The organism is Deltaproteobacteria bacterium HGW-Deltaproteobacteria-2, from assembly GCA_002840505.1.
In the GTDB taxonomy this organism is placed as follows: domain Bacteria; phylum Desulfobacterota; class Syntrophia; order Syntrophales; family Smithellaceae; genus Smithella.
On sequence record PHBC01000002.1, the window covers coordinates 245,626 to 264,551 of the forward strand.

Below are 18,926 nucleotides of genomic sequence, written 5' to 3' on the forward strand. Positions count from 1 at the left end.
TACCATAGGGCATGCCTCCTGTGATAACTGCGCGCTTGGGAAAAACGGGCCTATTCCTCTGAATTGCGGATCCTGGCATAGTTTGTTTGGACATTTTTTCTTCTCCTGGCATTTTTTGGGTCTTTGCGACACAACTATAGCGTAGCGTTACGGACATTGCCCACGTGAAGTTCTCCGGTCGGAGAAGGTGCAAATCTTACCCTGTATTTATCCATTTAATTATTCCTTATTCAATGTAACAACTGCCGATACGGCTATACCTTCGCCTCTGCCTACAAACCCCATACCTTCGTTCGTCTTGGCTTTGATGTTTATGTCATCCGCAGGTATTTTTAATACTTTGGCTATATTGGTAATCATCTTGTCAATAAAAGAAGTGACTTTAGGCTTTTCCATAATGATTGTTGCATCAATATTATTGATAGTAAAACCTTTGGCGGTAATAACATTCCTTACTCGTCCAAGAAGAACCCTGCTGGAAATATCTTTATATTGTGGATCAGTATCCGGGAAATGCCGGCCAATATCACCTGAACCTGCCGCACCTAACAGGGCATCGCAAATAGCGTGAATCAGTGCATCGGCATCGGAATGACCCTGTAACCCCTGTTTAAAGGGAATTTCCACTCCACCTAATATAAGCTTTCTACCGGTTACAAAACTGTGGCTGTCATAGCCGCATCCGATGCATGTTTGCATTTTGCCTCCTGATTTGTTTTTCAGCAAAGCTCTCGCCATTACTAAGTCTTCCGGTGTTGTAATTTTAATATTGTCATATGAACCGGCAATCATCTTTACTTTTACGCCAATACGCTCGACCAGGGACGCATCGTCAGTACCATAAAAGTTTTCATTATAGGCCTTCTTGTATGCCTTTTTTAAAATTTCAAATTTAAAGGCCTGAGGAGTTTGCGTTAACCACAAATTGTGCCTTGGAATTGTAACGGACACGATGTCATATTTTCCGGTTTCCTTTATTGTATCTTTCGCTTTAACTCCGAGTGATGCCGCACCTGTTGCTTTCGCAGCAGCAGCAACCTGCCTGATCATTTTCTCGGTAATAAGTGGCCTTACAGCATCATGGATAAGGACGAAGTCACATTTACCATCAATAGCAGCAAGGCCGTTTCTGACTGAATCCTGCCTCTCCTTACCACCGGCAATAATAGATGTTACTTTTGTTAATTCGTATTTATCGATTAACTTTTGCCGGACGGAAGCCAAATCATCCGGTGGCAGAACTAAAACAATATCATTTATTATTTTTGATTTCTGGAATACCTGCAGAGTATGGATCAGTACCGGTAATTGATTTAACATCAGATACTGTTTGGCCACATGAGTCTTTAATCTTTTCCCGGCTCCACCGGCAGGAATTATAGCTACTGTTTTCATAAATTAATCCATACTTTAAATCAATGCATGATCTCTTTAGTTGACGATAGGCCGGCGAATGCTTTGTTGCCTCCTATTTTTGTTCTTTCGATATCACCTTTCATTTAAAAATGGAATAGCGCACAAAAAAACCCGGGAAATTATTTCCCCGGGCTTTTTTGTGTTTTTATTTTTCAAACATTAAAAACGTCATGTATTATTACAAATGATATTTTTCAGTTTTACATTAACAAATAAATTTAATAATTAATTAATTTATTTTTATCCACTACTTCTTTAATTCTGAAAAAATCATTCGGCCGGCAGTCGTCTGCAGCACGCTGGTTACAGTAACATCCACATTCATATTGAGCATTTTCTGTCCGCTATCCACAATAATCATTGTGCCATCATCCAAATAACCGACACCCTGCCCTGACTCCTTGCCTTCCCGGATAATTTTCACAGTCATTTGCTCTCCGGGCAATACAACGGGTTTCATGGCATTGGCTAATTCATTGACGTTAAGAACGCGAACCCCTTGCAATTGTGCTACTTTATTAAGATTATAATCATTGGTTAAAAGCTTGGCGTCCAGTTGTTTGGCCAAGGCTACCAGTTTGCCATCTACGCCTTTTATTTTGGGGAAATCCTGTTCAACTATTTCTATGTTTATATTCGAACTCTTCTGCATGTGATTCAGGATATCCAGCCCTCGTCTTCCACGCAATCGCTTCATCGAATCGGAAGAATCGGCTAGAAACTGCAATTCATTCAAAACAAAACGAGGGACAATCAATTCACCTTCAATAAATCCACTGTCGCAAATATCAGCTATTCTTCCTTCAATAATTACACTGGTGTCCAGAACACGATAATCATGATTACTCTTTGGTTCGGAATTTAAAAAATTAAATTCTTCTACTTTTTTTGATCCAAGAAAAAGGCCAAGGTAACCAAAGATACCCGTTATCAGCAAATAAATCCAAGGTATTACTTGCTGATTTTCCCTTATTTTACTTACGAAGTTGAGACCAAATCCGAATATTAAGGCAATCAGGAGACCAATAATCATCCCCGCTACGCCACCGATAATAACCTTTAAAGATAATTTACGAATTTCTTTTTCAATTCCTATAACCGATAATGCTGTTAATAATCCAATTATAAAGCCGCCAATTGATTTAAAAAATAAATGAGAATTGGATTCAGATGTATAATATAATATAGCGTAGCCACTTATAGAACATGCCAAAATTAAGATAATCCTAACGATCAACCGCTTCACCTCCTTTATATTGGTATTTAATATTAGTATCGAAACTGATCATTTATAAAAAATATTTATAAAAATATGGAGGCAACTTTTACGGTTTCCCTTAAATAAGAAAAAGTAATCTGCCTATATTAAATTTCCAAAGAACTGTTGACAGGAATTAAATAAGCTGGCGCTATTGAACCGTGAAGATCATTTGAAGGTTGTGTTCAACCTCAGATTCTTGCGCATTAGTAGCTACGGATATTTCCTTTACCAGCAAATTTTTTGCCGTATCCATCATTTTTCTTTCCCCGAAAGAAAGGTTTTTATCGCTCTTTAATATAAATAAGTCCCGCAAAACACTGGCAATTTCAAACACTGAACCGGTTTTTATTCTTTCGAGGTACTCCTTATAGCGCTTATTCCAAGTCTGTTTATCGATCGTAACATCTTTATTGCGCAGAATTTCATATACTTTGGGTATTTCTTTTTCCAAAATAATTTCACGTAATCCGACGGCTTTAACGCTCATCATCGGAATCATTATTTTCATTCCATTCCCCATAATTTTCATAACGTAGAATGGTTGCTTTTTACCCATTACTTCCCTGTTTTCAATAGCTTCAATGACTCCTACGCCATGAGCCGGATATACAGCCAAATCCCCTACTTTAAACATTTTTTTCTTCGCCTGCCTTTCCATAACAATAAAGTAGTTTATCATTATTTATACTATTAGTCAATGACCAATCCATATTGAATGATTAATCATCGAGATGAATAGCAAAATCTTTAAAGAAACACTTCTAAGCATTAATGATAAGTTATTGATATTTAAGTATCTTTTAAATAGAAAAGGAGTTACTCCCGAAAAGAAGTAAACTCCTTAATTTCACTGGAGGCGGCACCCGGACTTGAACCGGGGAATAACGGTTTTGCAGACCGCTGCCTTAGCCACTTGGCTATGCCGCCTAAAAAAAAATGGAGCGGGCGAACGGATTTGAACCGTCGACGTCTACCTTGGCAAGGTAGCACTCTACCACTGAGTTACGCAAAAATAATAAAAAAATTAATAATTGATTACGGATATTCATATTAATTTATAATTTAGTAATGCCTGTTGGAAGAGTAACAGAATTTAATTCACTACGCTCTTGTACAGCTTTATAAAATAATCAATCCCTGAATAAATTGTGAGGAATAAAGCGATATAAAGAACCATCGTTCCAACAATATGAGCATTAATGCCAAAAATCGAATAATGTATCATTAAAGCGGTAACAGCTATTATTTGCGTTACAGTTTTTTGTTTTCCCAGAATACTTGCCTGTATGTAAATTCCTTCAGAAGACGCTATGCTTCTTATTACATCAACAATTAAATCCCGAATAATTGTTATGGCAACTATCCAGGCCGGTATGCGTCCAATAGGAATCATCAGAATCATTGCTGTATTGACTATGATTTTATCGGCAATGGGATCTAGGAATTTTCCCATTGTGGTAATCATGTGATATTTTCTGGCGATATAACCATCAAAGAAATCTGTAATGGAAGCCACAACAAATAATCCTGCTATAACTAAACTCCAGAATTCGCCTGGATCAGAAAGCAAGATAAAAAGAAAAGGAACAACACTGATTCTCATCAATGTTATGGTGTTGGGCAAATTGAAGGTTTCGCGCCTTGAAATCATTACTTTATTCCTGCAGTAAATTAAACTTGCCTGATCTATTTTTTAGGTACCTTTTTCCAGTCTTCCAAAAACGCTGCTATTCCTTTTTCCGTTAATGGATGTTTTACTAACTGGGCTATGACTTTAAAAGGTATTGTAGCTATATCCGCACCCATTAAAGCCGCATCCAAAACATGACGAGGATGGCGAATACTGGCAACTATAACTTCTGTTTCGTAACAATAATTCTCATAGATTGTAATGATTTGATCAACTATCTCCATACCATCATGAGCAATATCATCCAAACGGCCGACAAACGGGCTGACATAACGGGCTCCCGCCTTTGCCGCCATTAACGCCTGAAGCGGAGAAAATATCAAGGTCTGATTTACATCGATACCGGCATCGGCGAACATCCTTGTCGCTTTCAATCCTTCCGTGGATAGAGGAACTTTAATCACAACATTACTTCCCAGGCGCGCCAGCTTTCTACCCTCGGAAAACATCGCTTTTGCCTCCAGAGCTATAACTTCCAGACTTACCGGTCCTTTTACAATTTTTAATATATCTTTAACAACAGAGTCAAAATCTTTTTTTTCTTTGGCAATCAGCGATGGATTGGTTGTAACGCCGTCTACCATCCCTAAAGCAATTCCTTCTTTGATTTCTTCAACATTAGCAGTATCAATAAAAAATTTCATAAATTCTCCTGTTGAGTTTACATATTTTTTTCTACTTTATATTTATCACTACATTCTTTACTACAAAAGTAATAATCCCTGCCGGATATTTCCTTCTTAAAGGCCTGGCTAATCGGAACATAGATATGGCAAACAGGGTCTTCGATCAAATCTTCTCCCTTTTTAACCTCTGTTTTATATTTATCATACAAATTTCCGGGAGACTTTAATTGTCGAAGTGATTTGAATATCTTATACATTAAATAAATCAATAAGAAAAATAAAAGAAGACGAAAAAACATAACATTCCTAAAAAGGTTGATTTTTATCCTTGATTATTTTGACAATTTTATTATCAGTTAATCTGTCTTTCAATCCGCGAATCGAAATACAAAAAACAGGGTGAATTAAATAAGATGCTAACTCACATAACGGCTCCAAAACAAAGCGCCTTTTGTGCATTTCCGGATGTGGCACTATTAAACCAGCTTCCTGAACCAGATCCTGACCATAAAAAAGAAGATCGAGATCTATAATCCTCGGGCCACCTTTCACTTCCCGCTTCCGTCCCATATCCTTTTCGATGTTTTGCAATTTTTCGAATAGATCATGAGCAAAGAGAACCGTCTTAACTTCTGCAACTGCATTTATGAAAAAATTCTGATCTTCAATACCTACTGGTTCCGTTTCATAAAAAGACGAAACCCTCGTTACCTGCATTTCTTTGTATTGGGAAAGACTTTCAACGGCATACTGGCAGTTTTGCAAAGCGTTGCCTAAATTAGAACCAATCCCGATATAGCATATTACGCCGTTCAAATTTTTAAATGCCTTTTTATGTCTTTTCCCTTAATCCCAGAACATCCTGCATATCATACAGGCCATTTTGCTGATTGACAATCCACTGTGCCGCACGAATTGCTCCTTTGGCAAAATTATCACGGTTATGGGCACGGTGAATGAATTCCAGTCTTTCTCCAATTCCACCAAAAATAACTGTATGATCTCCAACAATATCCCCGGCACGAATTGTTTGTATACCTATTTCTTTTTTAGTTCTCTCACCTATCAAACCTCGCCGTGAATAAACTAATGATTCTTCCATATTACGCCCCAGTTTGTCAGATATAACCTTTGCCATTTGCAGCGCCGTCCCACTGGGAGCGTCTTTTTTTAAATGATGATGAGCTTCAATAATTTCGACATCATAATCATCTTTGAGTATCCCTGCGCAATATTCCAAAACTTTTAACATCACATTTACACCAACGCTCATGTTAGGAGTTAATACACATCGTGTATTTTTTGCCAGTTCATTAATTTCCTTTTTTTCAGAGTCAGTAAATCCGGTAGATCCGATAACAATGGCACAATTTCTTTGGTTGGCTATTTTAAAATATTTAAGAGATGTTTCATGATTTGTAAAGTCGATAACAACGTCAGCCAGATCAATACAATCAACTAATTTGTCGCAAACCAGAATACCAGTCTCGCCTAATCCCAACCCTTGACCTATATCACGGCCGATAATGGGGTGCCCTGCTATCTCTACCGCTGCGACAACATTGATACCTTCCGTAGAGGAAATAAGGCTGATAATTTTCCCGCCCATTCTTCCACCGGCTCCGGTAACAACCGCTTTGACCATAAATTATCTCCTAAGTATCAGTTCCCGGCTAAATAATTATATCAAGCCGTAATTGATCATAACTTTTTTTAACTTTTCAAAATTAGCCTCAGCCATCTTACAAAGCGGCAACCTGTATTCATACTCTATTTTACCCATTAGCGCCAGAGCCGCTTTAACTGGAATGGGATTAACCTCAATAAAAAGCATATCAATCAATGCACTCATCTTATAATGGAGTTCTTTTGCTCTTGCCATATCTCCTGCGTTAAACGCATCAACAAGTCCCGCCATATCCGCCGGAGCCACATTAGAAATAACGGAAATAACACCGTCACCGCCAATTGCCATCAAAGGCAGAGTGAATATATCATCACCCGATAAAACGGCAAAATCGTTACCACAAAGATTAATAACATCACTCATTTGCTTGATTGAACCGGAAGCCTCTTTGATTCCGACGATATTACTTATTTTCGCCAATCGGGCAATCAGTTCCGGCGACATGTTGATTCCTGTCCGTCCTGGAATATTGTAAGGTATAATCGGGATAGGAATGTTTTTAGCGATGAGTTCAAAATGCTGATAAAGTCCTTCCTGAGTAGGTTTATTGTAATAGGGGCAGGCAATCAAAGCGCCGTCTGCACCTGCCTCATAGGCGTGCTTGGTCAGTCTCAGCGCTTCCGCCGTGCTGTTTGATCCAGTTCCGGCAATCACCGGCACTCTTTTTTTTGCTGCATCGATAGTCATTTCAATCACTCGGTCATGCTCATCGTGGGACAATGTCGGTGATTCACCGGTTGTACCACAGGGCACCAAGCCGTCAACACCATTGGCAATCTGAAATTCAATCAGATTCCTCAGGGCGTCTTCATCCACCTGACCATTTTTAAAAGGCGTCACCAGAGCGGTGATGGCTCCCCTAAACATAAAAATGCCTCCTTAAACATTTCTTCATTTAAAATTTACCTCAGTCTCCGAGCTTTCCCGGCAAATATTAAAGTCGTCACAAATCAATAAACGATAATTGTATGTTTTTCCATTTACGACTTCTTTGTCGGTAAAATTAAGATTCCTGTATTCATTGTTTTTCTGTTTTATCTCTTTTACAGAAACCTGAGCGATACGTTCAAATTTTCTAGGACAATCTCTGCATTCAGTTCCGGCGCTGCCCAACTCGTTTTTTTCTATAGCTATATAATTAATATTTGAATCTTTGCCGTAATAATCCCAGCTTAACATAACCGCGTTGCCGGCAGAAACAATTTTCAGATTTTGAACGATCCGTACGTTATCTGACAAACTTGATAAAATAACCGGATTCCCTTTTACCCCGCATCCGATAAAATTTGTAAACGCTAGCAACAAAAATAATATGCTATATTTTATTGAGACTCTTTTCAAATTCTTTTATCCTTTTAAGCACCGCCGCTGTTGCGGTCCCGCCTGTGTGATTGCGCGAATTCACCGCTTTTTCCAACTTGATAATATTTTTAATATCACAAGTAAAATCTTTATAAAATTCCTGATATTCTTTTAATGTTAGATTGTCCAATCCTTTTTTATTTTTAAGACAATAAGCGACTATTTTCCCCACAATCTCATGCGCCTGGCGAAAGGGCACGCCTTTTCCTACCAGATATTCGGCTATATCGGTGGCCGTCGAAAATCCTCCTTGAGCCGCAAAAAACATTTTTCTGGCATTAAACTGCGTATGCTTAATCATTTCCGTAAATATTTTCAGACAATCTTTTACGGTGTCAACGGCATCAAATAGAGGTTCCTTGTCTTCCTGCAAGTCACGGTTGTAAGTCATGGGCAACCCCTTCAGCAGAGTCATTATGGCAAAAAGATCTCCGTAAACCCGTCCGGTTTTCCCCCTGATTAACTCCGCCACGTCGGGATTTTTCTTTTGCGGCATTATACTGCTACCCGTGGTATAGGCGTCGGATATTTCAACAAAACCAAACTCGTCCGAAGACCACAAAACCAAATCTTCGCAAAAGCGGCTCAGATGCATCATAATAAGCGAACCCGCGAAAATAAATTCCGCGACGAAGTCCCTATCCGCAACCGTATCCATGCTATTCCCGCTTACTTCCGGAAAATTCAATATTCTTGCTGTCCGGTTGCGATCAATGGGCAGACTAGTGCCGGCAAGCGCCGCAGCACCTAAAGGCAAGACATTCAGCCTTCTGGCACAATCATTGAGTCTTTGAACATCTCGTGCAAACATTTCTTCAAACGCTAGAAAATAATGGGAAAGCAAAACCGGCTGTGCTTTTTGCATATGGGTATAACCGGGCATAATAGTTTTGATTTCCTTTTTGGCCATTTCAATCAAACATGCCTGCAAGGAATTCATAAGATCGATGACGATTTTAATTTCCGCTCGCAAAAACAGTCGGACATCCAGAGCTATCTGATCATTGCGGCTTCTTGCCGAATGAAGCTTACCACCTGTTTCACCGATACGTTTAATAAGTTCCTTTTCTACGGCCATATGAATATCTTCATCAGCAGTGTTGAATTTAAATTTCCCCTTTTCTATATCTTTTAAAATATTTTTCAAAGCGGATACAATCTTTACCGCTTCATTTTTCGATATTATATTCTGTCCGGCAAGCATTGTAGCATGAGCTATAGAACCTTCAATATCATAAGGATAAAGTCTCTTGTCATAATGAATAGAGGAAGTGAATTTTTCCACATTTTCAGCCGTTGCTTTTTGAAATCTTCCACTCCATGGTTTTTTACCGGTAGCCATAAATTTTCTCCGCTTGGTTAAAATTTATTTTTTTAAGATATTCTGGATTATCAAACGCAATCCATTCAGTTTAATAAATCCTATAGCGTCTTTCTGATTGTAAACCTGATCCTTTTCAAAAGTGGCAAAAGATTCGCTGTAAAGTGAATAAGGTGATTTTCTTCCGGCTACCACGCAATTTCCTTTATACAATTTCATCCGCGCCGTGCCTGTTACATTCTCCTGGGTCGCGTCTATGTAGGTCTGGAGAGTCTTCATTTCAGGTGAATACCAGAAGCCGTTATAGGCGAGCTGAGCATATTTCGGCGTCAGCGAATCACGCATAAACATAACTTCGCGATCCATTGTGATGGATTCTACCGCACGGTGGGCCGCCCAAAGAACTGTGCCGCCGGGAGTCTCATAAACACCTCTTGATTTCATTCCGACAAAGCGATTTTCCACCATATCCACTCGGCCGATACCGTTGGCACCGGCAATCGTATTCATATAATCCATGAGTTTTGCCGGTGACATCTTTTTCCCATTAACGGCCACAGGATTACCATTTTTAAAATCAATTTCCACATATGTGGGTTTGTCCGGCGACGCTTCCGGAGATTTGGTCAGCACAAAAACATCTTCCGGCGCTTCCGCCCAGGGATCTTCTAAAATTCCTCCCTCATGAGAAATATGCAAAAGATTGCGATCCGAGCTGTAAGGCTTTGCCTTAGTCAGAGGAATAGGGATTTTATATTTTTTGGCATAATCAATCATTGATTCGCGTGAATCAAAATTCCAGTTGTCGTCTTTCCATGCCGCAATAATTTTAATGGACGGATCTAAAGCGAGGTAAGTAAGCTCAAACCGGACCTGATCATTGCCCTTGCCTGTCGCGCCGTGCGATACCGTATCCGCGCCTTCTTTTTTGGCTATCTCGATCTGCCTCTTGGCTATCAATGGCCGTGCCAAAGATGTGCCTAAAAGATATGTACCTTCATAAATAGCGTTGGCGCGCAGAGCCGGAAAAACAAAATCCCGCGCGAACTCTTCCCTTAAATCGTCAATATATATTTTACTCGCTCCGGTATTGAGCGCTTTTTCTTTCAATCCGGTCAATTCTTCTTTTTGTCCCACATCCGCGGCAAAGCAGATTACTTCACATTTATAAGTTTCGATCAACCAGCGGACAATCACCGATGTATCCAATCCGCCGGAATAGGCCAAAACAACTTTCTTCTTTTTTGCTGACACTGTTCATTCCTCCTACAATAGTATTTCCAATATAGCTTTTTGCACATGTAGACGGTTTTCCGCCTGATCAATAACAACGGATTGTGGACCGTCTATAACATCGGAAGAGATTTCTTCCCCGCGGTGCGCCGGCAAACAATGCATTACTATTGCATCTTTCTTCGCTTCTTTCAGAAGTTTTTTGTTAATTTGATAATTTTTAAATATTTTTTTTCTCTCTTCATTCTCTGATTCCTGTCCCATACTCACCCATACATCTGTATACAAAACATCAGCATTCTTTGCAGCATCTAATGGATCACGATAAAGAGTAACGCCTTCCACTGCATCTTTCTTCCCTTTGGCCATTATTTCCCTGTCCGGATCGTAGCCCTTAGGACAGGCCAGAGATAACTGAATTGGTAATTTAGCGGCGGCTTCAATCCATGAATTAGCAATATTGTTACCATCGCCGATGTAAGCTATTTTTAGTCGATCATAAGATCCTTTTTTTTCCTTTATCGTAAACAAATCGCTCAGAATCTGACACGGATGTAAAAGATCAGTTAAACCATTGATCACAGGAATTGAAGCATAGAGAGCAAAGTCTTCAACGCTTTTCTGAGAAAATGTTCTGATCATAATTCCATTGAGATAACGCGACATCATCTGGGCCGAATCAGAAATAGTTTCGCCACGGCCTATTTGCGTGTCGCGCGAAGTTAAAAACAATGCAATCCCGCCTAACTGATACATGCCCACTTCAAAGGATATTCTTGTCCTGGTGGAAGATTTATCAAAAATCATTCCCAACGTTTTCCCCTGCAGTGACGTGTGAGATTTTCCGCTTTTCAAATCCTTTTTGAGCTTTTTAGCTTTCGCCCATATTTTTTCAAAATCGATCGGTTCCAGATCGTAAATACTTAATAAATCCTTCTTCATTTACCCTCCATCACTTCGTCAAGCACTCCAATTGCCTGATCGACATCCCCCGTAGTAATAATCAAAGGCGGCACGAACCGCAGCGTCTTGACGCCGGCAGAAATGATGAGCAATCCCCGCTGCAGGCATTCATTCACAATATCGACACTTTCTATATTTAGTTGTGCCGCGAGCATTAAGCCCGTTCCCCTGACATCTTTAATAATTTTATGTTTTTGCTGCAGCTTCTTTAATTGTAATAAAAAATAATCACCCATTTTTCGACAGTGTTCTAAGATGCCTCCCTGCAGCATTATTTTCATCGTCGCATTCGCCGCAGCCGAAGCCAAAAGATTACCGCCGAAAGTTGACGCATGATTACCGGGAACAAAAGCTTTCGCTATTTTATCTGTTGCCAGCATAGCTCCTATGGGAAAGCCGTTTCCTAAAGCTTTTGCCAAAGTCATTATATCGGGTTTTATCCCTGAATGCTCATAGGCAAAAAGTTTTCCTGTCCTGCCCATACCGACTTGAACTTCATCAACGATTAACAAAATTCCATAATGGTCGCAAATATCCCGCACAAAAGCCAGATACTTTTCATCAGGAATATTGACGCCGCCTTCACCCTGAATCGGTTCGAGCATTACACCGCAGGTTTTCGCTGAAATAGCCTTCTCCAGCGCCTCCAGATCATTAAAAGGCACGTAAGTGAAACCATCGAGCAGAGGTGTAAATCCAAATTGAAATTTTTCCTGTCCGGTGGCTGTAATTGTGGCCATGGTCCGGCCATGAAAGGAATCCTTCATGGTAATTAATTCAAATTTATCCGGCCCCATATTTTCATGGGCATATTTTCGAGCCAGTTTGATGGCTGCTTCGTTAGCTTCCGCGCCGCTGTTGCAGAAAAAAGCCTTGTCCGCGAAGGAATTATCAACCAGCAATTTTGCCAGTTGAATCTGCGGCTCAGTATAATATAAATTGGAAACATGTGTTAATTTTTCTATCTGTTCTTTTACAGCAGCAATAATTTGCGGATGCGAATGTCCCAGGCTGCAAACGGCAATCCCGGCGGCAAAATCAAGATATTCTTTGCCATTGACATCCCATACTTTTACACCTGATCCTTTCACCAAAACAATCGGAAAACGTTTGTAGGTATTCATTATGTATTCATTGGCCGAAGCCATTATTTCTTTTTCACCCATTTTCTTCACCTTTGATTAATCGCTAAGGCTTCGTAAAAAGTTCCAGAGGCAAGGCGCTCAAGGCCTCCGGAATGAGACGTATTTGTTCATACGCCGCAATCACGAGAGGCTGCGGAGCAATCCCGATTTTATCGGGACACACGGACTTTCTCCGAAGCCGCTATAAAACTATTTCCGTACCTATTCCCTTGTCGGTAAATACTTCGAGCAAAATGGCATGTTTCAGACGTCCATCAATTATATGAGCCTTTTTTACTCCTCCTTTGAGAGCTTTCAGACAACACTTGATTTTTGGAAACATCCCTCCTTCAACAGTGCCATTGTCGATTAATTTTAGAGCTTCTTTATTGGTCATCGTATTAATCAGCTTTTTGTTTTTACCCAATACACCTGGCACATCAGTCAGAAGCAAAAGTTTTTCCGCCTGCAGCGCTGCCGCAACTTCTCCGGCAACAATATCTGCGTTTATATTGTATGTTTCACCGTTATCGCCTATTCCCGTAGGAGCGATCACCGGTATAGAGTTGTTTTGCTCCAACGAAATGATTAATTGGGAATTTATACTTTTAACCTTGCCGACCAGACCGATATCTATAATTTCCGGCGGTGTATTCTTTATCTTTTCTTCACTTAAATAATACTTTTCCGCCCTGATCAAGTTACCATCTTTACCACTCAGTCCTACGGCGCTTCCACCGTGACGGTTAATCAGACCAACAATCTCTTTATTTACCGTGCCTACCAGAACCATCTCCACAATATTCATGGTTTCTTCATCAGTAACCCGCATTCCCTGTATAAACTTCGATTCTTTACCAAGCTTTTTAAGTAATGTTCCTATTTGCGGACCGCCGCCATGAACAATAACCGGATTGATGCCGATATATTTCATCATGACGATGTCCTGGGCAAACCTGTCTTTTAATTCATCATCAACCATCGCATGACCGCCATATTTAATAACGATCGTTTTGTTGTAAAATCGTTTGATGTAAGGCAAGGCTTCCAGCAGTATATCGGCCCTTTCCATCATATTTTTTATATTCCCCATTTTCGGCTCCATTTTACAGGATATACCTGCTTAAGTCCTCATCTTCTATTATCTCATTAAGTTTTTCTTCTACACGTTGGGCATTTATTATTATCTCTTTTTCTTGCATATCCGGTGCTTCAAAAGAAATCTCATCCAATAAAGTTTCCATAATTGTATAAAGCCTTCGGGCACCGATATTTTCTGTTCTTTCGTTGACTACTGTTGCTACTTCCGCAATGGAAGCTATCGCTTCTTCTGTAAACGATAACTTCAGTCCTTCTGTGGCCATCATTTCCGTATATTGTTTAACCAAAGCATTATTGGGCTCAGTTAAAATACGGATAAAATCTTCTTTACCCAATGAATCTAACTCGACACGGATTGGAAAGCGCCCCTGCAATTCCGGAATTAAATCGGACGGCTTGGAAGAACTAAATGCACCAGCGGCAATAAAGAGTATGTGATCTGTTTTAACCATTCCATAACGGGTGTTAACATTGGAACCTTCCACAATCGGCAGTAGATCTCTCTGTACCCCTTCACGCGATACGTCCGGTCCATGGGATGTATCGCCGCCGACAATCTTATCAATTTCATCAAGAAATATTATACCCGACTGTTCAACCCGATCCAATGCTGTTTTCGTTACCTTGTCCATATCGATTAACTTTTGAGCTTCTTCTTCCTCAAGAATCTCCAGTGCCTCCGGTACTTTTACAGTTTTTATTTTCTTTTTTTGCGGAAATACGCTTCCTAACATATCTTTTACATTGAGTCCCATATCTTCCATTCCTGCGGCAGAAAATATTTCAATCATGGGTCCGCTTCTGGTTTCGGTAACTTCCAGATCCACTAACCGATTGTTGAGTTTGTTTTCTTTAAGTAAATGCCGTAACTTTTCCCGCGTAGCATCAGTTTTCTGCGCCTGATCTTCATCATGTTGATCCTTTTCATCTGCTTCTTCGGCATTATTCAGCATATCACTTACCATTTTTTCTTTAGGCCGTGGAGGAAGCAATAGATCCAGCAATTTTTCTTCTGCAATTTCGGCTGCTTTCGCCCGAACATTTTCCTGCTCTTCCGACTTAACCATATTCATGGATAATTCCACCAGATCCCTGATCATGGATTCGACATCGCGTCCTACATAGCCGACCTCCGTAAATTTAGATGCTTCTATTTTTAAAAAAGGAGAATTATCCAGCTTGGCTAACCTGCGGGCAATTTCTGTTTTGCCTACACCGGTAGGCCCGATCATGATAATATTTTTGGGTGATATTTCATCCGCCAGATCTGTCGGGACGTTTTGCCTGCGCCATCTGTTACGTAACGCTATAGCCACAGCCCTTTTCGCATCAGATTGACCGATTATGTGACGATCTAATTTTTCTACTATTTCACGGGGTGTTAACCCTTTGCTTATCATATATTATTCCGACTCCTTATTTTTGCTCTTTTTTGCTTCCTTTGTTCCATTGGTAGCGTCTTCAATTTCTTCCAGTGTTACATTATTATTTGTGTAAATACAAATTTCCGCAGCTATTTTCATGGCCTCTTTAGCAATTTCTGATGATGTCAGATTGCTGTGACGTAACAGCGCACGGGCAGCAGCCTGCGCATAAGGTCCACCCGACCCGATAGCCATGACATCGTCATCTGCTTCAATGACATCTCCGTTTCCTGAAATAATCAATGATTTATCTTTATTTACGGCAATCATCAATGCTTCCAAATGTCTTAAAACACGATCTGTTCGCCAATCTTTTGTCAATTCCACGGCCGCCCGCAATAAATTTCCGTTGTACTGCTCCAATTTTTGATTAAACCGGTCAAATAAAGTAAATGCATCAGCTGTCGCGCCGGCAAAACCGACAATAACTTCATCATTGTAAAGACGGCGAACTTTGCGTGCGCCGTGTTTCAATATTGTCGTATCCAGAGTAACCTGACCATCGCCTGCTACGGTTACCGTGCCATTATGCCTCACCGCTAATATTGTGGTACCTCTAATTTTCATTTTTTCTCCTTTATTTCCTGCCACGCGGATGCGCTTTGTCATAAACTTCCATCATGCGATTAATATTGACCGCTGTATATTTTTGCGTTGTCGAAAGGCTCTCATGCCCCAGCAATTCCTGGATGGAACGCAAATCAGCGCCGGCATTCAAGAGGTGAGTGGCAAAACTGTGTCTCAGCGCATGCGGGCTGATTTTTCTACCAATACCACTTTTACTGGATGCTTCATTGACTATTCGGGCAATGCTCCTTGTGGTTATTCTTTCTCCACGTGAATTCAAAAATAATGGTTTTTTAAAAATATCTCCACCCGCATCTTTTCTTATTTCTCCGATCTTTTCTAAATATTCCAGAACAGCTTTTATTGCCGGCCCGCCAACGGGAACTATTCTTTCTTTCCTTCCTTTCCCGCGCACTTTAAGCAGCTTTTGATTAAAATCAAGATCAATTAAATCCAATCCGGCTAATTCACTAAGTCGCAATCCTGAAGAATAAAATACTTCCAACATAGCGCGATTACGCAAACCCAAAACCGAATTTTCGTTTTTTGCCCCTAATAATTCAAACATCTCATCAACCGAAAGAAAAGTAGGCATATATTTTTCTGTTTTCAATGTTTGAATCATTTCTGCCGGATTAGTTTTAATTTTACCGGTACGTAACTCATATTTATAAAAAGCTCTCAACGACGATACTTTGCGGTTAACCGTAACTTTCTTCACCTTTTGCCGGTACAGGTAGCTTAGATATTCCCGAATAGTTTCCGGTTTCGCATTAATTATTTCATCCTGATTTTTTATAAAATTGTTATCATGAAGAAAACGGGAAAAGTCCTTAATATCGGCAATATAAGCTATTCGCGTATGCGCGGAAACATTTTTCTCCACTTCCAAATAAATTTGAAAATCCTGAATTATGTTTCCCATAATATCTATACCAGCTAGCTATCAGACATGACAATTATCCCTTGACGCTTCGCTTCGGGGATAATTCGGCTAACGCTTCAAACTTCGTTTCGCTCGTTTTCAGCGAGCCTCATTACATTTTATACTTGCCGAAATCTTCTGTTGAAAGATTCTCCAGAAATTCTTTAATTTTATCTTCTTTTAATTGATCCAAATCGCCAAGTTTAATCACCAAATCAACACTACGAGATTTTTCAATAACATTTTCATCGACAAATATTGGCGCATGTGCTCGCAGAGCTATGGCTATCGCATCACTGGGACGTGCATCAATCGTAAAATCCTCACCTTCCCTGCTTAAATAAATATTAGCAAAAAAAGTGTTGCCGCGGATATCCACAATTTCAATTCTATTTACTGTCACATTTAAAGATTTTAAACATTCATTAAGCAAATCATGAGTCATGGGTCGCGGGAAAACAATCTTTTCCAGTTCCGTCGCAATTGCACTGGCTTCAAAAAGACCTATCCAGATTGGAACAGCTTTGCTCTCCTGCATATTTTTCAATATGACGATGGGTGTATTGGTAATAGGATCAATGGTCAATCCCGAAACCTTCATTTCAATTAACACTACCAACCTCCTTATTAATCATCTTCCCTCTTAACGAATGTAGATAAGCCTTTGATATTTTCACATTAACCATTTTCCCGATTAACTCCAATTCACCCTTGAAATTGACAATTTTCCATGAACTGGTTCGTCCCATTAAATCACTTTCAGAATTTTTACTTCTCCCCTCAACTAATATTTCCTGTTTTGTGTTTTCTAATGCTATATTTTTTTCCAGTGTATGCTGATCCTGCAACATCTGAAGTTGTTTGAGCCGTCTTAAACCTTCACATTCTTCTATTTTACTCTCTAATTTTTGAGCTCCCGTTCCTTTTCTTTCAGAATACTTAAATGAAAAAGTAGAATCAAACCTGATTTTTTCCATCATGTCAATGGTTTCTTGATAATCATTTTGTGTTTCACCCGGAAATCCAACGATTATGTCCGACGTAATGCTAATCCGGGGACTCAATTTACGTAAATGATCGACTTTTCTCATATATTCTTCAACGGTATAGCCCCTGTTCATCAATGTTAATATCCTGTTTGATCCTGATTGCACCGGAAGGTGAATATGATCGCATAATTTTTCTTCTTCGGCAAAGCATCTGATCAATTCATCAGAAAGGTCACGCGGATGTGATGTAGTAAATCTGATTCTTTCAATGCCAGCTATTCTGCCGATTTTTTTAATCAATGCCGTAAAGCTCAATCCATTTCCCAAAGTTTTGCCATAGGAATTAACATTTTGTCCCAAAAGAATGACTTCTTTGATTCCATGATCAGCAAGTTTTTTTATCTCTTCAAGTATGTCATCAGATGCTCTGCTCATCTCCGGACCGCGCAGATAAGGAACCACGCAATAAGCGCAAAAGTTATTGCAACCTTGCATAATTGTGACGAAAGCGCTGACTGCGCCAGTTCGTGGAGGAGCAAAAATATTTATGGAATTCAGCGATTCATAAAAATCAATTTCGGTAATTTTCTCTCTATTCTCCTTGACAGTATCAACCAGTTGAGGCAAACGATGAATATTGTGCGTGCCAAAAACAAAGTCCAGATGACTAAATTTTTTATGAAATTTCGTTCCTAGATGCTGAGCCAGACAACCGCCCACACCAATAATCAATTTCTGATTTTTTTCCTTTATTTTTACTAGTCTGCCCAGCGTACTGTATACTTTATGCGCCGCTTTTTCCCTGATGGAGCAAGTGTTAAGAATAATTAAATCAGCCAACCTGATATTATCGGTCAGTTTATAACCGCCACCGGCTAATAATGCTGCCATCTGTTCCGAATCATGAACATTCATTTGACAGCCAAATGTTTGAATATACAGGAATTTGTTTTTCATTTTTCACCATGTTAATTATTGAATAACATTATTATTTCACCAAAAGTTAGTCAATAAGTTTTTCAATATTTTTCTTAAATTGAAGAACTTACAGGATACCATCTGAAGTCTTTAGAAATGCGTTCAAATAGTGCATATGTAATTCAAATACAAATAAAAAATAATTATACACATCATCGTCAAAAAATGACCAGATAAATTTTAAATAAAAGAATAAATATACTAAAATATTCTTTACATTATATTAATTTTATATTATGAAACAAGCGTCATATAATGT

The 18,926-nt window shown here is 39.5% G+C and carries 20 protein-coding genes and 2 tRNA genes; all 22 read right to left on the bottom strand.

Annotated elements, in window-relative coordinates; genetic code table 11:
* Window positions 1–219: 219 nt before the first annotated feature.
* A complete protein-coding gene (locus CVU62_05435; GenBank protein PKN38301.1) occupies window positions 220–1,395 on the bottom strand; it encodes a bifunctional 2-C-methyl-D-erythritol 4-phosphate cytidylyltransferase/2-C-methyl-D-erythritol 2,4-cyclodiphosphate synthase in 1,176 nt (391 codons plus the stop codon).
* Window positions 1,396–1,663: 268 nt separating this feature from the next.
* A complete protein-coding gene (locus CVU62_05440) occupies window positions 1,664–2,671 on the bottom strand; it encodes a PIN domain nuclease (GenBank protein ID PKN38302.1) in 1,008 nt (335 codons plus the stop codon).
* Between the two features lie 154 nt (window positions 2,672–2,825).
* The gene (locus CVU62_05445) at window positions 2,826–3,311 is read right to left on the bottom strand and encodes a CarD family transcriptional regulator (GenBank protein ID PKN38303.1); all 486 of its coding nucleotides are present in this window, start codon (window positions 3,309–3,311) and stop codon (window positions 2,826–2,828) included.
* Between the two features lie 217 nt (window positions 3,312–3,528).
* A tRNA-Cys gene (locus CVU62_05450) sits at window positions 3,529–3,604 on the bottom strand.
* A 10-nt stretch (window positions 3,605–3,614) separates the two neighbouring features.
* Window positions 3,615–3,689: transfer RNA gene (locus CVU62_05455), tRNA-Gly, on the bottom strand.
* 81 nt (window positions 3,690–3,770) lie between these two features.
* Window positions 3,771–4,328 (bottom strand): CDP-diacylglycerol--glycerol-3-phosphate 3-phosphatidyltransferase, encoded by a 558-nt coding sequence (gene pgsA / locus CVU62_05460; protein PKN38304.1) that lies wholly within the window; start codon window positions 4,326–4,328, stop codon window positions 3,771–3,773.
* A 35-nt stretch (window positions 4,329–4,363) separates the two neighbouring features.
* Complete coding sequence (fsa, locus tag CVU62_05465) at window positions 4,364–5,011, bottom strand: fructose-6-phosphate aldolase (GenBank protein ID PKN38305.1); 648 nt, start codon at window positions 5,009–5,011, stop codon at window positions 4,364–4,366.
* A 17-nt stretch (window positions 5,012–5,028) separates the two neighbouring features.
* Window positions 5,029–5,250: a hypothetical protein gene (locus CVU62_05470; GenBank protein PKN38572.1), complete on the bottom strand. Its 222-nt coding sequence runs from the start codon at window positions 5,248–5,250 to the stop codon at window positions 5,029–5,031.
* A gap of 49 nt (window positions 5,251–5,299) precedes the next feature.
* On the bottom strand, window positions 5,300–5,809 hold the full coding sequence (gene folK / locus CVU62_05475) for a 2-amino-4-hydroxy-6-hydroxymethyldihydropteridine diphosphokinase (protein ID PKN38306.1): 510 nt from the start codon (window positions 5,807–5,809) through the stop codon (window positions 5,300–5,302).
* Between the two features lie 16 nt (window positions 5,810–5,825).
* Entirely contained in the window at window positions 5,826–6,638 is an 813-nt protein-coding gene (locus tag CVU62_05480; protein PKN38307.1) for a 4-hydroxy-tetrahydrodipicolinate reductase, read from the bottom strand.
* Between the two features lie 36 nt (window positions 6,639–6,674).
* On the bottom strand, window positions 6,675–7,547 hold the full coding sequence (locus tag CVU62_05485) for a 4-hydroxy-tetrahydrodipicolinate synthase (GenBank protein PKN38308.1): 873 nt from the start codon (window positions 7,545–7,547) through the stop codon (window positions 6,675–6,677).
* A 24-nt stretch (window positions 7,548–7,571) separates the two neighbouring features.
* A complete protein-coding gene (locus CVU62_05490; protein ID PKN38309.1) occupies window positions 7,572–8,021 on the bottom strand; it encodes a hypothetical protein in 450 nt (149 codons plus the stop codon).
* Complete coding sequence (gene argH, locus CVU62_05495) at window positions 7,996–9,384, bottom strand: argininosuccinate lyase (GenBank protein PKN38310.1); 1,389 nt, start codon at window positions 9,382–9,384, stop codon at window positions 7,996–7,998. Before argH ends, CVU62_05490 begins: the two co-directional genes overlap by 26 nt.
* Before the next feature lie 24 nt (window positions 9,385–9,408).
* A complete protein-coding gene (locus tag CVU62_05500; GenBank protein PKN38311.1) occupies window positions 9,409–10,617 on the bottom strand; it encodes an argininosuccinate synthase in 1,209 nt (402 codons plus the stop codon).
* A gap of 12 nt (window positions 10,618–10,629) precedes the next feature.
* Window positions 10,630–11,538 (bottom strand): ornithine carbamoyltransferase, encoded by a 909-nt coding sequence (argF, locus tag CVU62_05505; protein ID PKN38312.1) that lies wholly within the window; start codon window positions 11,536–11,538, stop codon window positions 10,630–10,632.
* Complete coding sequence (locus CVU62_05510) at window positions 11,535–12,725, bottom strand: aspartate aminotransferase family protein (GenBank protein PKN38313.1); 1,191 nt, start codon at window positions 12,723–12,725, stop codon at window positions 11,535–11,537. Before CVU62_05510 ends, argF begins: the two co-directional genes overlap by 4 nt.
* Window positions 12,726–12,885: 160 nt before the next feature.
* The gene (argB, locus tag CVU62_05515) at window positions 12,886–13,758 is read right to left on the bottom strand and encodes an acetylglutamate kinase (protein PKN38573.1); all 873 of its coding nucleotides are present in this window, start codon (window positions 13,756–13,758) and stop codon (window positions 12,886–12,888) included.
* Between the two features lie 31 nt (window positions 13,759–13,789).
* Window positions 13,790–15,184 carry an HslU--HslV peptidase ATPase subunit gene (locus tag CVU62_05520; protein PKN38314.1) on the bottom strand — a complete coding sequence of 465 codons (1,395 nt, stop codon included), beginning with the start codon at window positions 15,182–15,184 and terminating at the stop codon, window positions 13,790–13,792.
* A gap of 3 nt (window positions 15,185–15,187) precedes the next feature.
* The gene (locus tag CVU62_05525; GenBank protein PKN38574.1) at window positions 15,188–15,769 is read right to left on the bottom strand and encodes an HslU--HslV peptidase proteolytic subunit; all 582 of its coding nucleotides are present in this window, start codon (window positions 15,767–15,769) and stop codon (window positions 15,188–15,190) included.
* 16 nt (window positions 15,770–15,785) lie between these two features.
* A complete protein-coding gene (locus CVU62_05530) occupies window positions 15,786–16,700 on the bottom strand; it encodes a tyrosine recombinase XerC (GenBank protein ID PKN38315.1) in 915 nt (304 codons plus the stop codon).
* Between the two features lie 112 nt (window positions 16,701–16,812).
* Complete coding sequence (locus CVU62_05535) at window positions 16,813–17,301, bottom strand: hypothetical protein (protein PKN38575.1); 489 nt, start codon at window positions 17,299–17,301, stop codon at window positions 16,813–16,815.
* A gap of 1 nt (window position 17,302) precedes the next feature.
* Window positions 17,303–18,646: a tRNA (N6-isopentenyl adenosine(37)-C2)-methylthiotransferase MiaB gene (locus CVU62_05540; GenBank protein PKN38316.1), complete on the bottom strand. Its 1,344-nt coding sequence runs from the start codon at window positions 18,644–18,646 to the stop codon at window positions 17,303–17,305.
* Window positions 18,647–18,926: the final 280 nt, after the last annotated feature.

What these genes read in the sequence shown, in the direction of transcription:
- CVU62_05435 (PKN38301.1), bottom strand. Translation starts at nt 1,395, where the DNA reads ATGAAAACAGTAGCTATAATTCCTGCCGGTGGAGCCGGGAAAAGATTA.
- CVU62_05445 (PKN38303.1), bottom strand. Translation starts at nt 3,311, where the DNA reads ATGTTTAAAGTAGGGGATTTGGCTGTATATCCGGCTCATGGCGTAGGA.
- pgsA (PKN38304.1), bottom strand. Translation starts at nt 4,328, where the DNA reads ATGATTTCAAGGCGCGAAACCTTCAATTTGCCCAACACCATAACATTG.
- fsa (PKN38305.1), bottom strand. Translation starts at nt 5,011, where the DNA reads ATGAAATTTTTTATTGATACTGCTAATGTTGAAGAAATCAAAGAAGGA.
- CVU62_05470 (PKN38572.1), bottom strand. Translation starts at nt 5,250, where the DNA reads ATGTATAAGATATTCAAATCACTTCGACAATTAAAGTCTCCCGGAAAT.
- CVU62_05480 (PKN38307.1), bottom strand. Translation starts at nt 6,638, where the DNA reads ATGGTCAAAGCGGTTGTTACCGGAGCCGGTGGAAGAATGGGCGGGAAA.
- CVU62_05485 (PKN38308.1), bottom strand. Translation starts at nt 7,547, where the DNA reads ATGTTTAGGGGAGCCATCACCGCTCTGGTGACGCCTTTTAAAAATGGT.
- argH (PKN38310.1), bottom strand. Translation starts at nt 9,384, where the DNA reads ATGGCTACCGGTAAAAAACCATGGAGTGGAAGATTTCAAAAAGCAACG.
- argF (PKN38312.1), bottom strand. Translation starts at nt 11,538, where the DNA reads ATGAAGAAGGATTTATTAAGTATTTACGATCTGGAACCGATCGATTTT.
- CVU62_05510 (PKN38313.1), bottom strand. Translation starts at nt 12,725, where the DNA reads ATGGGTGAAAAAGAAATAATGGCTTCGGCCAATGAATACATAATGAAT.
- argB (PKN38573.1), bottom strand. Translation starts at nt 13,758, where the DNA reads ATGATGGAAAGGGCCGATATACTGCTGGAAGCCTTGCCTTACATCAAA.
- CVU62_05520 (PKN38314.1), bottom strand. Translation starts at nt 15,184, where the DNA reads ATGATAAGCAAAGGGTTAACACCCCGTGAAATAGTAGAAAAATTAGAT.
- CVU62_05530 (PKN38315.1), bottom strand. Translation starts at nt 16,700, where the DNA reads ATGGGAAACATAATTCAGGATTTTCAAATTTATTTGGAAGTGGAGAAA.
- CVU62_05535 (PKN38575.1), bottom strand. Translation starts at nt 17,301, where the DNA reads ATGAAGGTTTCGGGATTGACCATTGATCCTATTACCAATACACCCATC.
- CVU62_05540 (PKN38316.1), bottom strand. Translation starts at nt 18,646, where the DNA reads ATGAAAAACAAATTCCTGTATATTCAAACATTTGGCTGTCAAATGAAT.